Annotated in this window: 11 protein-coding genes and 1 pseudogene; 9 read left to right on the forward strand and 3 right to left on the reverse strand. The window is 69.9% G+C overall.

The genetic code is table 11. The features are described 5' to 3' along the window. Positions 1-35: 35 nt before the first annotated feature. On the reverse strand, positions 36-3,719 hold the full coding sequence (locus DXT68_RS06300; protein WP_045255433.1) for a multifunctional oxoglutarate decarboxylase/oxoglutarate dehydrogenase thiamine pyrophosphate-binding subunit/dihydrolipoyllysine-residue succinyltransferase subunit: 3,684 nt from the start codon (positions 3,717-3,719) through the stop codon (positions 36-38). A 159-nt stretch (positions 3,720-3,878) separates the two neighbouring features. Here DXT68_RS06300 and guaB1 point away from each other — a divergent pair, with 159 nt between their 5' ends. The 3 genes from guaB1 (at position 3,879) to DXT68_RS06315 (ending at position 7,832) form a co-directional block, all read left to right on the forward strand. Beyond that, positions 3,879-5,333 (forward strand): GMP reductase, encoded by a 1,455-nt coding sequence (gene guaB1 / locus DXT68_RS06305; protein WP_045255432.1) that lies wholly within the window; start codon positions 3,879-3,881, stop codon positions 5,331-5,333. 124 nt (positions 5,334-5,457) lie between these two features. Further along, positions 5,458-6,774, forward strand: a complete 1,317-nt coding sequence (locus tag DXT68_RS06310) for a hemolysin family protein (RefSeq protein WP_115760468.1) — start codon at positions 5,458-5,460, stop codon at positions 6,772-6,774. After that, positions 6,771-7,832: a hemolysin family protein gene (locus tag DXT68_RS06315; protein ID WP_045255430.1), complete on the forward strand. Its 1,062-nt coding sequence runs from the start codon at positions 6,771-6,773 to the stop codon at positions 7,830-7,832. The genes DXT68_RS06310 and DXT68_RS06315 overlap by 4 nt, the downstream gene beginning before the upstream one ends. A 77-nt stretch (positions 7,833-7,909) precedes the next feature. Here the strand turns inward: DXT68_RS06315 and DXT68_RS06320 are convergent, their stop codons facing one another. Continuing rightward, positions 7,910-8,977 carry an NADH:flavin oxidoreductase/NADH oxidase gene (locus tag DXT68_RS06320; protein WP_045255429.1) on the reverse strand — a complete coding sequence of 356 codons (1,068 nt, stop codon included), beginning with the start codon at positions 8,975-8,977 and terminating at the stop codon, positions 7,910-7,912. A gap of 55 nt (positions 8,978-9,032) precedes the next feature. Here DXT68_RS06320 and DXT68_RS06325 point away from each other — a divergent pair, with 55 nt between their 5' ends. The 3 genes from DXT68_RS06325 to DXT68_RS06335 are packed head-to-tail and all read left to right on the forward strand — an operon-like array spanning position 9,033 to position 11,440. Next, entirely contained in the window at positions 9,033-9,875 is an 843-nt protein-coding gene (locus DXT68_RS06325; RefSeq protein ID WP_045255428.1) for an NAD(P)H-hydrate dehydratase, read from the forward strand. After that, positions 9,872-11,110: a glycosyltransferase family protein gene (locus DXT68_RS06330; protein ID WP_045255427.1), complete on the forward strand. Its 1,239-nt coding sequence runs from the start codon at positions 9,872-9,874 to the stop codon at positions 11,108-11,110. Before DXT68_RS06325 ends, DXT68_RS06330 begins: the two co-directional genes overlap by 4 nt. 3 nt (positions 11,111-11,113) lie before the next feature. After that, positions 11,114-11,440 (forward strand): thiamine-binding protein, encoded by a 327-nt coding sequence (locus DXT68_RS06335; RefSeq protein WP_045255426.1) that lies wholly within the window; start codon positions 11,114-11,116, stop codon positions 11,438-11,440. Between the two features lie 17 nt (positions 11,441-11,457). Here the strand turns inward: DXT68_RS06335 and DXT68_RS06340 are convergent, their stop codons facing one another. Further along, positions 11,458-11,916 carry a DUF2000 domain-containing protein gene (locus DXT68_RS06340; RefSeq protein ID WP_045255425.1) on the reverse strand — a complete coding sequence of 153 codons (459 nt, stop codon included), beginning with the start codon at positions 11,914-11,916 and terminating at the stop codon, positions 11,458-11,460. 159 nt (positions 11,917-12,075) lie between these two features. Between DXT68_RS06340 and DXT68_RS17220 the strand changes: the two are divergent. The 3 genes and pseudogenes from DXT68_RS17220 to DXT68_RS06350 all read left to right on the forward strand — a co-directional run. Next, positions 12,076-12,318 (forward strand): annotated as a pseudogene (locus DXT68_RS17220) (AraC family ligand binding domain-containing protein); the annotation flags it as partial. A gap of 70 nt (positions 12,319-12,388) precedes the next feature. Then, the gene (locus DXT68_RS17225) at positions 12,389-12,610 is read left to right on the forward strand and encodes a helix-turn-helix domain-containing protein (protein WP_244268224.1); all 222 of its coding nucleotides are present in this window, start codon (positions 12,389-12,391) and stop codon (positions 12,608-12,610) included. 9 nt (positions 12,611-12,619) lie between these two features. Continuing rightward, on the forward strand, positions 12,620-13,840 hold the full coding sequence (locus DXT68_RS06350; protein WP_045255424.1) for an MFS transporter: 1,221 nt from the start codon (positions 12,620-12,622) through the stop codon (positions 13,838-13,840). The last annotated feature ends 39 nt before the right edge of the window (positions 13,841-13,879 follow it).

Here is a 13,879-nt window from a genome sequence, read left to right on the forward strand (position 1 = left end):
TCTCGTCGGGGCTCCCTTCTCGCGTGCGACGTGAGTCAGCTCACGGTCAGCGCCTCGCGCAGGAGCGTGGCCTGCTCGGCGGCGTGCACCTTAGACGAGCCCGTCGCGGGAGACGCGGATGCCGGTCGGCACACCGGGCGGAACCGGCGGTCGCCGGGGACCGCCGCGAACGCGAGAGCGAGGAAGGGCCAGGCTCCCTGGTTCTCGGGCTCCTCCTGAACCCACACGAGCTCTGCGTTGGGGTAGGAGTCGGTGATCGCCTTGAGACCCTCGATGGGCGTCGGGTACAGCTGCTCGAGCCGGACCAGGGCGACCTGGGGGTTCGGGTTCTTCTCGAGCTCGGACTTCAGATCCCAGTGCACCTTGCCCGAGTGCACGAGCACGCGGGTGACCGCATTGCGGTCGAGCTCGCGGGCGTCGTCGATCACGGGCTCGAAGCGACCCTGCGTGAACGCCTCGACCGGGCTGGTCGCGCCGCGCAGACGGAGCATCGCCTTGGGCGTGAACACGATCAGCGGCTTGCGCGGACGTGCGTAGGCCTGACGGCGCAGCAGGTGGAAGTACGACGCGGGCGTCGACGGGCGGGCGACGATCATGTTGTCCTGCGCGCACATCTGCAGGAAACGCTCGATCCGGGCCGACGAGTGGTCGGGTCCCTGGCCCTCGTAGCCGTGCGGAAGCAGCAGGGTCACGCTCGACTGCTGTCCCCACTTCTGTTCGGCCGACGAGATGTACTCGTCGATGACCGACTGGGCGCCGTTGACGAAGTCGCCGAACTGCGCCTCCCACAGCACCAGGGATTCGCGGGCCTCGACGGAGTAGCCGTACTCGAAGCCGAGGGCGGCGTACTCGCTCAGCAGCGAGTCGTAGACGAAGAAACGGCCCTGCGAGTCGGACAGGTTCGACAGCGGGAGCCATTCCTGCCCGTTCGCGCGGTCGTGCAGGGTCGCGTGACGCTGCACGAAGGTGCCGCGTCGCGAATCCTGACCGGCGAGCCGGACCGGGGTCCCCTCGACCAGCAGCGAGCCGAAGGCGAGAAGTTCGCCGAAGCCCCAGTCGATGTTGCCGTTGCGGCTCATGTCCAGACGCTTCTCGAGCTGCTGCTGCAGCTTGGGGTGCACCGTGAAGCCCTCGGGCTTGTTCACGAACGCGTCTCCGATGAGCTGGATGACTTCGCTCGAGACGCCCGTGATCTCAGGTGCGCCGACCTGCTCCTCGGCGGGAGGAAGATCCTGGACGACCGGGTTGGTGCCGGTCTCCGCGGCATGCGTCTCGGCGAAGGCGATCTCCAGACGGTTCTGGAAGTCGGCCTTGGCCTCGTCGTATTCCTCTTCGGTGATGTCGCCTCGTCCGACGAGCGACTCCGTGTAGAGCTTGCGCACCGAGCGCTTCGCCTGGATCAGGTCGGTCATCAGGGGCTGCGTCATCGACGGGTCGTCGCCCTCGTTGTGACCGCGGCGGCGGTAGCATACGAGGTCGATCACCACGTCGCGGTGGAACCGCTCGCGGTACTCGAACGCGAGCTGCGCGACGTGGATGACGGCTTCGGGGTCGTCGCCGTTCACATGGAGCACCGGCGCCTGGATCGTCTTGGCGACGTCGGTCGCGTACACCGAGGTGCGCGAGTCGTCGGGCAGGGTCGTGAAGCCGACCTGGTTGTTGACGACGACGTGGATGGTGCCACCCGTCCGGTAGCCGCGCAGCTGCGACATCTGCAGGGTCTCGACGACCACGCCCTGTCCTGCGAACGCGGCGTCGCCGTGCACGAGGATGGGCAGCCAGGCGAACGTGCCGATCGGCTTGCGGTCCTGCTTGGCGCGGACGATGCCCTCGAGCACGCCGTCGACGGTCTCGAGGTGCGAGGGGTTCGCCGCGAGGTACACCGGCAGCTCGGACCCGTCGTCGGCGACGAAGGTCCCCTCGGTGCCGAGGTGGTACTTCACGTCGCCGGAGCCGCGTCGGTTCCCGGTGGTCTGGGTGCCCTCGAACTCCTGGAAGACATGACCGTAGGTCTTGCCGGCGATGTTGGTGAGCACGTTCAGACGGCCGCGGTGGGCCATGCCGATCGCCGCACCCTCGAGCCCTGCGGTCGCAGCGCCCTGCAGGATCTCGTCGAGCAGCGGCACGAGCGACTCGCCGCCCTCGAGCGAGAAGCGCTTCTGGCCGACGAACTTCGTCTGCAGGAACGTCTCGAACGCCTCTGCCTCGTTGAGCTTGCGCAGCACGCGCAGCTGCTCGTCGTGGCCGGGCTTCTGGTACTTGACCTCGACTTTCTCCTGGAACCAGCGGCGCTGCTCCGGATCCTGGATGTGCATGTACTCGATGCCGAGCGTGCGGCAGTACGAGTCACGGAGCACGCCGAGGATGTCGCGGAGCTTCGCGACGCGGCGGCCGCCGAATCCGCCGGTGACGAACTCGCGGTCGAGATCCCAGAAGGTGAGCCCGTGGCTCTCGATCTCGAGGTCGGGGTGCGAACGCTGCACGTACTCGAGCGGATCGATGTCGGCCATCAGGTGACCGCGGACGCGGAAGGAGTTGATCAGCTCCTGCACGCGGGACTGCTTGTCGACGCGCTCGGCGAGGTCGACCGCGATGTCGGGGTTCCAGCGGATCGGGGCGTAGGGGATGCGGAGCGCCGCGAAGATGTCGTCGTAGAAGCCGCGCTGACCGATCAGCAGCTCGTGCACCTTCTTGAGGAACTCGCCGGAGCCTGCACCCTGGATGACGCGGTGGTCGTAGGTGCTGGTGAGCGTGATCGTCTTGCCGATCGCGAGCTCGTTGAGCGTCCGTCCGCTCGCTCCCTGGAACTCCGCGGGGTACTCCAGCGCGCCCGCTCCGATGATGCATCCCTGCCCCTTCATGAGGCGCGGCACGGAGTGCACGGTTCCGATTCCGCCGGGGTTCGTCAGCGACACCGTGGTGCCCTGGAAGTCCGCAGCGGTGAGCTTGTTGTTGCGAGCGCGGGTGACGAGATCCTCGTAAGCGACCAGGTACTCGCTGAACGAGAGGGTGTCCGCGCGCTTGATGCTCGGGACCATGAGCGCACGCGTGCCGTCGGGCTTGGGGAGGTCGATCGCGATGCCGAGGTTGACGTGCGCCGGGGCGACGACGGAGGGCTTGCCGTCGATCTCGGCGTAGAACACGTTCTGGCTGCGGAACTCGTCGAGGGTGCGGATGAGCGCCCAGCCGATGAGGTGGGTGAAGCTGATCTTGCCGCCGCGCGTGCGGGCCATGTGGTTGTTGATGACGATGCGGTTGTCGATCATCAGCTTCGCCGGGATCGTGCGCACACTCGTCGCGGTGGGAACGGTCAGCGACTCGTCCATGTTCGCCGCGAGGGTCTTGGGCAGACCGCGGAGCGGCGTGACCTTGTCCTCTTCAGCGGCGGCAGCCGACTCGGCGGTCTCGGCCTTGGGCGCGGGCTTCGGCGCCTGCGCGGGGATCGGGGCGGCGGCCGCGGGCTTCGTGGTCGTCCGCGCGACCGGCTGCGTGCCGATGACGGGGATGGGCGCGGTCACCGGGTGCGCGGTCTGCTCAGTCGGTGCGGCGGGCGCGGTGGAGCCGGAGGCCGCCTCCGACTGGTACTTCTCGAGGATCGGCCACCACTCCTTGTCGACGGAGTCGCGGTTCACCTTGAACTGTTCGTAGAGCTCTTCGACGAGCCACGAATTGGCTCCGAACCCCCCGTCGCCCCCGACGCCGGTCACCTGGTTCGACACGCTCGATCGCCCTCTTTCATCACTGAAGTCCATATGTGCACACCAGGACGCAGGATGCGTCGGGGCCCGCACACTCTCGACCACCAAGCCTAACGTGTTTCGCGGGACGATCGTCGAAGGCGAGCGCCCCTGTCGCCTCGATCTGAGTAGCGTGGGGGTATGGAATTCTCCGGCGAGTCGCCCGCAGTCGATCTGACCTATTCCGATGTGTTCCTGGTGCCGCGCCGATCCGCGGTCACCAGCCGCCTGCAGGTCGATCTCGCCCCCCAGGACGGCACACCCGCGACCCTGCCGCTCGTCGCCTCGAACATGAACTCCGTGACGGGACCGCGACTCGCCGCCGTGCTCGCCAGGCGCGGAGGCCTGGGAGTTCTGCCGCAGGACATGCCGCTGCAAGATCTCGATGCCGCGATCCGCGACGTCAAGGCGCAGCCCGTGCTGTGGGACACCCCGATCGTCCTCCCGCCCGAGGCGTCGGTGGCCGACGCTCTGCGGCTGATGCCGGCCACCGCCGGCCACGGCATCGTCGTCGCGTCGGGCGGGGCACCGCACCACGTCGAGCGGATCCTCGGCGTCCTTCCGGCCTCGCGCCTCGCGACGGCTCTGCCCGATGCGCAGCTGGGCGACCTCGTGCACGGAGGCACGCCCTCCCTCGACGCCGAGGACATCGGATCGGAGCGTCACGCGTTCGACGTGATCACCGAGGCGGGGGCCGACATCGTCACGATCGTCCGGCACGGGCACCTGGTCGGCACGCTCAGCGCGCGCAGCGCCCTGCGCTCGACCCTGTACCGGCCCGCGCTCGATGCGGACGGGCGTCTGGCGGTGGCGGCTGCCGTCGGGATCAACGGCGACGTCGCCTCGAAGGCGAGAGCGCTGGCGGCGGCCGGCGTCGACGTGCTGGTGGTCGACACCGCTCACGGTCACCAGGAGGGGATGCTCGGCGCCCTGCGCGCCGTCGCCGACCTCGGCCTCGGCATCCCGCTCGTCGCCGGCAACATCGTGACTGCGGACGGGGTGCATGACCTGGTCGCGGCCGGTGCGTCGATCCTCAAGGTCGGCGTCGGACCCGGGGCGATGTGCACCACGAGGATGATGACCGCCGTCGGTCGCCCGCAGTTCTCCGCCGTTCTCGAGACGGCCGAGGCGGCGCGGGAGCTCGGTGCGCACGTGTGGGCGGACGGGGGAGTGCGCTACCCGCGCGACGTCGCGCTCGCGCTCGCCGCCGGCGCGGCATCCGTCATGGTCGGGTCCTGGTTCGCGGGCACGATCGAGGCCCCGGGCGAGCTGCAGACCGATGCGGACGGGCGCATCTACAAGGAATCCTGGGGGATGGCGTCGACGAAGGCCGTGCAGGCGCGGTTCGGACGCCTCGACGCGTACGAGCGCGCACGCAAGGAGCTCTTCGCGGAGGGGATCTCCTCGTCGAAGATCTACCTGGACCCGCTCCGCCCCGGCCTCGAGGATCTGCTCGACATGATCACCTCGGGCGTGCGGTCGTCGTTCACCTACGCCGGGGCCTCGTCGGTGCCGGAATTCCATCACCGCGCCCTCGTCGGGCTGCAATCCGCCGCCGGGTACGAAGAGGGCAAGGCGCTGCCGGTCAGCTGGTGACGAGGGCGGTGCCGCTTCTCCCCGCCACCGCGGCGATCCCGTAGAATCGTGGCACCATGGACGACCCTCCCAGTTGCAGTACATCGCCCCAACGCCCGCCCCTCGGTGACGAGGGGAACCTCTGATGGACTACATCCTGCTGGGCGTGGGGCTGCTGCTCACCGTCGGCACAGGACTCTTCGTCGCGAGCGAGTTCGCTCTGGTCAATCTCGACCGTGCCGATCTCGAGGCGCGTCAGGCACGGGGCGAATCCCGAGTCTCGCTCACCATCAGCGCGCTGCGGCACACGTCGACCCATCTCTCGTCGGCCCAGCTCGGCATCACCCTGACGACGCTGCTCACCGGATACACGATGGAGCCGGCGCTGTCGAACCTGCTGCGACCGACCCTCGTGGCCTGGAACATCCCCGAGGCGGCCGTCGCACCCATCGCGACCGTCGTGGCGATGCTCGTCGCGACGGTGCTCTCGATGATCCTCGGCGAGCTCGTGCCCAAGAACTTCGCCCTCGCGCTGCCGCTGGCGACCGCGAAACTCGTCATGCCGTTCCAGGTCGCCTTCACGACCGTGTTCAAGCCTGCCGTCGTCGTGCTCAACGGCAGCGCCAACGGCGTGCTCCGCAGCATCGGCATCGAACCCAAGGAGGAGCTCTCCGGCGCCCGCAGCGCCGAGGAGCTGTCGTCGCTCGTGCGCCGCTCGGCCAGTGCCGGCCTGCTGGAGGCCGACACGGCGAGCCTGCTGGACCGGACGCTGACGTTCTCCCGACTGACCGCCGCCGACGTGATGACGGCACGACCGAGCATGCACGCGCTCGCCGCGGGCGACTCCGCCGACGACGTCATCCAGCTCGCGCGACGCACCGGGCACAGCCGCTTTCCCGTGTACGACGACGACCTCGACGACATCACCGGCGTGGTGCATCTGAAGGCGGCGATCTCCGTTCCGCGTGAGCGCCGCGCCGAGGTGCCGGTGGGGGCGCTCTCCACCGACCCGCTGCGCGTGCCGGAGACCGTGCACGTCGATGCGCTGATCTCGGAGCTCCGCGCCCGCGGCTACCAGCTCGCCGTCGTCGTCGACGAGTACGGCGGGACCGCCGGGCTCGTCACCCTGGAGGATCTGGTCGAGGAGCTGGTGGGCGAGGTGTCCGACGAGCATGATCGCACCAGGGCAGGTGTCGTGCGCGGGCGCGACGGGATCACGTTCCCGGGGGAGCTGCGGCCCGACGAGCTGCGCCGCCGAGCCGGCGTGGAGGTTCCCGAGGGAGACGTCTACGACACGGTCGCCGGATACGTCATGAGCGTGCTCGAGCGCGTTCCCGTCGTGGGTGACGAGGTCGACCTGGAGAGCGGGACGCTGAAAGTGGTCCGCATGGACGGACGCCGTGTCGACCGCATCCGCTACGCGCCGCATCCCGATCTGACGGCGGAGGTGGTGGCCCGATGAACGACTGGGGAGGACTGGCCTGGCTGGTCGTGCTGCTCGTGGCCAACGCGTTCTTCGTCGGCGCCGAGTTCGCGGTGATCTCCGCGCGTCGCTCGCAGATCGAGCCGAAGGCCGATCGCGGATCGCGCGCCGCGAAGACCGCGCTCTACGCGATGGAGCACGCGACGCTCATGCTCGCGACCTCGCAGCTCGGCATCACGATCTGCTCGCTGCTGATCCTGAACGTGTCCGAGCCCGCCATCCATCATCTGCTCGCCGTGCCGCTGCACGAGATCGGCTGGTCGGATGCGGTCGTCGACGCCGTGTCGTTCACGATCGCCCTGCTGATCGTCTCGTTCCTGCACGTCGTGTTCGGCGAGATGGTCCCGAAGAACCTGGCCTTCTCGGTGCCGGAGCGGGCCGTGCTGATCCTCGCGCCTCCTCTCGTGCTGGTGTCGAAGATCTTCATGCCCGTGATCTGGGTGCTCAACGCCGCGGCGAACGGCGTGCTCCGACTCTTCCGGGTCGAGCCGAAGAACGAGGCCGCATCGACGTTCACTCTCGACGAGGTCGCGACGATCGTCGATCAGTCGAGGCGCGAGGGTGTGCTCACGGACACCGCCGGAACCGTCGCCGCCGCCGTCGAATTCACCGACAAGAAGGCTCGCGACGTGGCCGTGCCGCTGAGTGATCTGGTCACGCTGCCGCTGACCACCACGCCGGACGACATCGAGAAGGCAGTGGCCCGATACGGCTTCTCGCGCTACGTGATCGTCGATGACGAGGGGGTGCCGGTCGGCTACGTCCACCTCAAGGACATCCTGCGGGCGGCGGACGGCCCCGACGCCGACGCCAAGCTCGTCGAGCCGCTGCCGTCGAAGCGGATCAACCACATGGTTCCTGTGCAGGAGGACACGGACCTGGAGGATGCGCTCGCCGTCATGCGGCGCGCGGGACGACACCTCGCGAAGGTGCGCGACGCGCAGGGCCGCACGACCGCCGTCCTGTTCCTCGAGGACATCCTCGAGGAACTCGTCGGAGAGGTGCAGGACGCGACGCGTCGCATCCGCGGGCACTGATCATCGCCGAGCGACGAAGCCCCTCCGATCCCTGTGGATCGGAGGGGCTTCTCGCTGTCGGCGGTGAGTGCGGTCGATCAGCGCCAGTGCGCGCGCTCGTACTGCGGCGGCCAGGCGATGTCGTCGCCGAGCTCATGGGCGGCGCGGAGCGCGAAGTGGGGGTCGCGCAACCACTCGCGGCCGGCGAAGATCGCGTCGGCCGCACCCTCGGAGAGCACCTGCTCGGCCTGCTCGGCGGCGGTGATCAGTCCGACCGCGGAGACCGGGATGCGCCCGCCCTGACGGACGGTCTCGGCGAGCGGCACCTGATACCCGGGGAAGACGCTGATCTGCTGATGAGCGACCAGGCCGCCGCTGGACACGTCGATGAGGTCGGCACCGCGGTCGGTGGCCCACGCCCCGACGGTCGCGGCTTCGTCGGGGGTGAAGCCGCCGTCGGCGTGGTCGGTCGCGGAGATGCGCACGAACAGCGGCACGCCCTCGCCCGCGGCCTCGCGCACCGCCTCGACCACGCGGAGGAGGAGCCGAGCCCGGTTCTCGAGCGAGCCGCCGTAGTCGTCGTCGCGCAGGTTGGACAGCGGCGACAGGAACTGGTGCAGCAGGTAGCCGTGCGCGCCGTGGATCTCGAGCACGTCGAAGCCGGCCTCGATCGCCCGGCGCGCGGCGGAGGCGAACCCGGTCACGATCGCCTCGATCCCGTCGGCGTCGAGCGCGACGGGCTCTGCGAAGCCCTCGTAGGCGATCGCGGAGGGGGCGGTCGTGGTCCAGCCGCCCTCTGACTGCGGCACCGAGCCCTGGTGCTCGGCCCACGGCCACCAGGTCGAGGCCTTGCGACCTGCGTGGGCGAGCTGGATGCCGGCCTTCGCGCCGCGCGCATGGATCGCGGACACGATCGGCGTCCAGGCGTCGCGCTGCTCGTCGTTCCAGAGCCCGACGTCCTGCGGCGAGATGCGTCCCTCCGGCACGACACCGGCCGCCTCGGCCACGATGAGCCCGGCGCCGCCCGAGGCGAACTGGGCGAGGTGCGTGTGGTGCCATTCCTGCACGACGCCGTCGATCGCGCTGTACATGCACATGGGGGACACCCAGAGACGGTTGCGGAAGGTGACGGATCGGATGCTGAGAGGGGAGAAGAGGATGCTCACCCCTCGACGCTAGCGCCGTCTCGAGGGGCAGGGGTCGTCGGACTAACGTGGACTCATGCCCGATGCGCGCGAGTGGTCCCGAGAAGACACGGCACGTCTGGTGCGGGTGCCGGGGCCGGAGGACGACAAGTACTCCCGCGGTGTCGTCGGTCTCCGCACGGGGTCGCCGGCCTATCCCGGCGCGGCCGTGCTCGGGGTCGAGGCCGCCTGGCGCTCCGGTGCCGGCTTCGTGCGCTACATCGGCGAGGGACGCGCGGCGGATGCCGTGATCGCCCGCCGCCCCGAGACGGTGGTGAGCGCGCACGCGGCCGGAGCGCGGGTGGGCGTCTGGGTGATCGGATCGGGGACGGATGCCGCGAGTCGCAGCCCCGAGGCGGAGCAGGAGCTGCGTGCGCTGCTCGACGGGTCGGTGCCCGTGGTCGTCGACGCCGGCGCTCTCGACCTCACGCCCGGACGGCGCGCACCGCTGCTCCTGACCCCCCACGGCGGGGAATTCGCCCGTCTCGCACGCCAGCTCGGCGCGGAACCGGGCGACGACCGTACCGTCGGCGCCCGCCGGGTCGCGCAGGAACTCGGCGCGACCGTTCTGCTCAAGGGCGCGCGCACGCTCATCGCCGATCCGGACGGAACGCTGATCACCGTCGACGCGGGCACGGGGTGGTTGGCGACGGCCGGCACCGGCGACGTGCTCGGTGGGGTGCTCGGCGCCCTCCTCGCCGCGAACTCGGGCACCGACGCGTCGATCGCCGAGATCGCGGCGGCGGGCGCGTGGCTCCACGGCCATGCCGGTCGACTCGCGTCCGGCATCGGGGCGGACGGCGGTGCGCACGGGCATCCGATCGTCGCGCTGGATGTGGCGGAGGCGCTGCCGCGCGCGATCGTGGACGTCCTCGCGTGAGCCGTCGCTCGGCCATCGGCATCGTCGCGCCCTGGTGCGCGTTCCTGCTCGTGCATGTCATCGTCGCGGTGTCGGGATGGCTGCTCCCCAGCCAGCCGATGGGCGATGTGGTGCTCGTCTACGAGCCGTGGTCGACCGCGGCTCTCTCCGGCGGCCCGATCGTGGGCGTCACCGAGACCTGGGTGTACCCGCAGCTCGCGCTCGTGCCCATGCTCGTCGCCAAGATCCTCTCCCTCCCGCTGATCGCGGCGATGGGGGTCTCCGGCGCCTATCTGATCGCCTGGGCGGTGATGGTCACGGTGCTCGACGCGATCGCATTCGTCGTGCTGCTCGGTCGGTCGCCCTCGCGTCCGCGTCGACTCGCCGCCTGGTTCTGGATCGCCGCGCTGCTGCTGCTCGGCCCCATCGCGATGTACCGGATCGATGCCGTCACGGTGCCGCTCGCGGTGATCGGCGGACTCTGGCTCACGCGTCGCCCCGCTCTCGCGGCCGCGCTGCTGACGGTCGGGGCCTGGATCAAGATCTGGCCGGGGGCGCTGCTGCTCGCGGCCCTCGTGGCGGCGCGCAGCAGGATGCGGATGCTGCTCACCGCGGCCGCCGTGACCGCCGGCGTGATCGTGCTCCTGCTCGCGCTCGGCGCCGATTCCGAGATCCTCGGATTCCTCACCGAGCAGACCGGGCGCGGCCTGCAGATCGAGGCGGTCGCGGCGACCCCCTTCCTCTGGCTCGCGGTCGCAGGCTCCGCGCGCATCGAGTACAGCTACGACATCCTCACCTTCCAGATCGGCGCGCCGGGAGCGGATGCCGTCAGCGCGGTGCTCACCCCGGTGATGGTCGTGCTCGTCGTCGTCATCACGATCGTCGGCGCTGTCAAGGCGACGCGGGGGGCGTCCTTCTCCCGCCTGTTCCCGCCGCTCGCGCTGTCGCTCGTCACCGCCCTGATCGTGGTGAACAAGGTGGGGTCGCCGCAGTTCCAGACGTGGCTGATCGCACCCGCCGTGCTCTGGCTGGTGCTCGACCGCGCGCGGGCCGGCGTCCCCGCCGTCATCGTTCTGGCGCTCTGCGCGCTCACCTGCCTCGTCTACCCGCTGAACTACGATGCGCTGCTGCGCGCCGAGATCCTCCCCGTCGCGATGCTGACCCTGCGGAACGTCCTTCTCATCGTGGCGCTCGTCGTCGGCATCCGCGCCCTCACCCGAGTACCCGCACATCGACCCTCAACGAACCGGGAGTGAACCATGCTGATCGCCTTCTCCGTCGCCCCGAGCGGCACCCCCTCCGACGGATCGGAGCGCTCCGACGCCTCCGTGCACGACGCGGTGGCCGCTGCGGTCCGCGTCGTGCGCGAATCCGGCCTCGCGCATCGCACGACGAGCATGTTCACCGAGATCGAAGGCCCGGACTGGGACAGCGTGATGGACGTCGTCAAGCGCGCCACCGAGGCCGTGATGCCGTTCGGGTCGAGGGTGTCGCTCGTGCTCAAGGCCGACATCCGGCCCGGATACTCGGGAGAGCTCGACGCGAAGATCGAGCGGCTCGAGGCGGCGATGGACGACTCGGAGTAGGGGTTCGCCGCGTCACGTCAGTCGTGAAGGCGTGCTCCCTTGATCATGCGGTCGATCGCATGGCGCGGGCCGCGGAGTGCGACGCCGACGAGATCGAGGTCGCGAGCCGCGACCGCTGCGACGGCCGCGCGATTGGCCTCATCGTGCCCGGTCGCGAACAGCTCCCGCGTCCATACGGCGATCGCCACGTCGGCGCGGGCCGTGGCCTTGCCGCGCGCGGCCCCGAGCAGCGCGGCATCCGCCGTCATCACCAGCACAGGCTGGCGGAGCATGGGGAGGTAGATGTTGTCGTCGCCGTCGCGGTATGGGTCGCCGGTGAGACCCGGGGCGCTCACGGCGATACCCGACATCAGGAACGACGTGACGTTCAGCTCCTGCCATGCGGTGAGTCCTTCGCTCAGGAGGACGACGACCTTCGTGTCGAAACGGGGAGATGCGGCGGACGGCGGAACGGTCGGCTGTGAGGCGGTGGTCATGGTTCCACGATCGCCCGGCCGCACAGGATCGTCTTGTACGTTTCTTGCATGCCGGAACTCCTGCGAGCGTGGCACCCTGCAGTGCCGTCGGTGCGCGAGGTGTATCACGCGTCGTTCGATCACGCCTATCCGCCGCACGCCCATGACGGGTGGACGGTGATGCTCGTGGACGAGGGCGCCGTCTCCTACGACCTGGGACGATCGGCGCACATCGCGGCACCGGGCGCCGTGACCGTGCTGCCGCCGGGGATCTCGCACAACGGCCGATCCGCGGTCGACGGCAGGATCTATCGCAAGCGCGTGGTGTATCTGGACAGCGCGTGGCTGCCCGGGCACTCCGCGGGGCGGTCGGTCTCGAGGCCGACTCTCACGAGCACTGCGGCGCTGAGGGCGGCGCGACGGGTGCATGCTGCGCTCGACGAGCCCGGCGACCTGCTCGCGGCCGAGCACTGGACGCTTGCGCTGCAGCGGAGTGCACCCCAGCCACCTCACGAGGGCGTTCACCCAGAGCTACGGGCTGGCTCCTCATCAGTACGTCCTCAGCCGACGGATCGACCTGGCGCGCCGGATGCTCGTCGAGGGCGCGTCCCCCGCATCGGCCGCGGCGCACGCGGGATTCTTCGACCAGGCCCACCTCACCCGTCACTTCCGACGGGTGCTCGGCACGACGCCGGGCGCCTTCGCCACCCGGTAGCATTGACGGGTGAATCCCTCGACTGAATCGAGGGGTGCGGCGAAGTGGGCGCTCCTCTCCCTCGCCATAGGCAGCTTCGGCATCGGCATGACCGAGTTCGTCGTCATGGGCCTGCTGCCCAACATCGCCGACGAGCTGCTGCCCACACTGTGGGCTCGCAGCCCGGAGGACGCGCTGAGCCAGGCCGGCTGGCTGATCTCGCTGTACGCATTGGGCGTCGTCGTGGGAGCACCGACCATCGCGGGCTTCGTCGCACGCTTCCCGCGGCACCGCGTGATGATCGGCCTCGCACTCGCGCTCACCGTGTTCAACGCCCTGACGGTGTTCCTGCCGACGTTCGAGCTCGTCGGCGCCTCCCGCTTCCTCGCAGGGCTTCCGCACGGGGCGTACTTCGGCATCGGCGCGCTCGTGGCCGCCGACGTCATGGGTCCGGGCAATCGCGCGAAGGGCGTCGCGTTCATCCTCACCGGACTCACCGTCGCGAACGTGGTCGGCGTGCCGCTGGGCACCTTCCTGGGTCAGCTGTGGGGGTGGCGGGTCGCGTTCGCGGTGGTCGCCCTGGTGTTCGCGCTCGCGACGGCCTGCATCATCCTGTTCGTGCCGAAGCACCCCGGGTCGCCCGGACGCACGATGCGCGAGGAGCTCGGCGTCTTCCGCATCCCGCAGGTCTGGTTCACGCTCGGGGTGGGAGCCATCGGCTTCGGCGGCTTCTTCGCGGTCTACAGCTACATCGCCCCACTGGTGACCGACGTCGCCGGGTCCCCGGAGTGGGTCGTGCCGATCGTGCTCGTGCTGATGGGCCTCGGGATGACCGCGGGAAACCTCGTCGGCGGTCATCTCGCCGACATCGACCTGCGGCGCACTCTGCTGTTCGGGCTCGTGGCGATGGCCGTGGTGTTCGCGCTGCTGGCGGTGCTCGCGTTCTGGATCGTCACGCTCGCGCTGCTCGTGCTCGTCGTGGGCTTCGTGTCGTCGGTGCTCAGCCCGACGATCCAGACGCGGTTGATGGATGTCGCGGGCGACAACCAGTCGATCGCCGCCGCCATGAACCACTCCGCGCTCAACATCGGCAACAGCCTCGGCGCGTTCCTCGGTGGCGCGGTGATCGCCGCAGGGTGGGGCTTCACCGCCCCGTCGTGGACCGGGGTGGCGCTCGCTCTCGCCGGCCTGGTGATCGCGCTCCTGTCGTATCGCGTCGAGGCCCGCACCCGGGTTCCCGCCACGGTCTGAGTCTGCGATGGCGCGCATCCGCCGTTCGGCGGTCGGCCC

The sequence above is a fragment of the Microbacterium foliorum genome (assembly GCF_003367705.1).
Lineage (GTDB): Bacteria > Actinomycetota > Actinomycetes > Actinomycetales > Microbacteriaceae > Microbacterium > Microbacterium foliorum.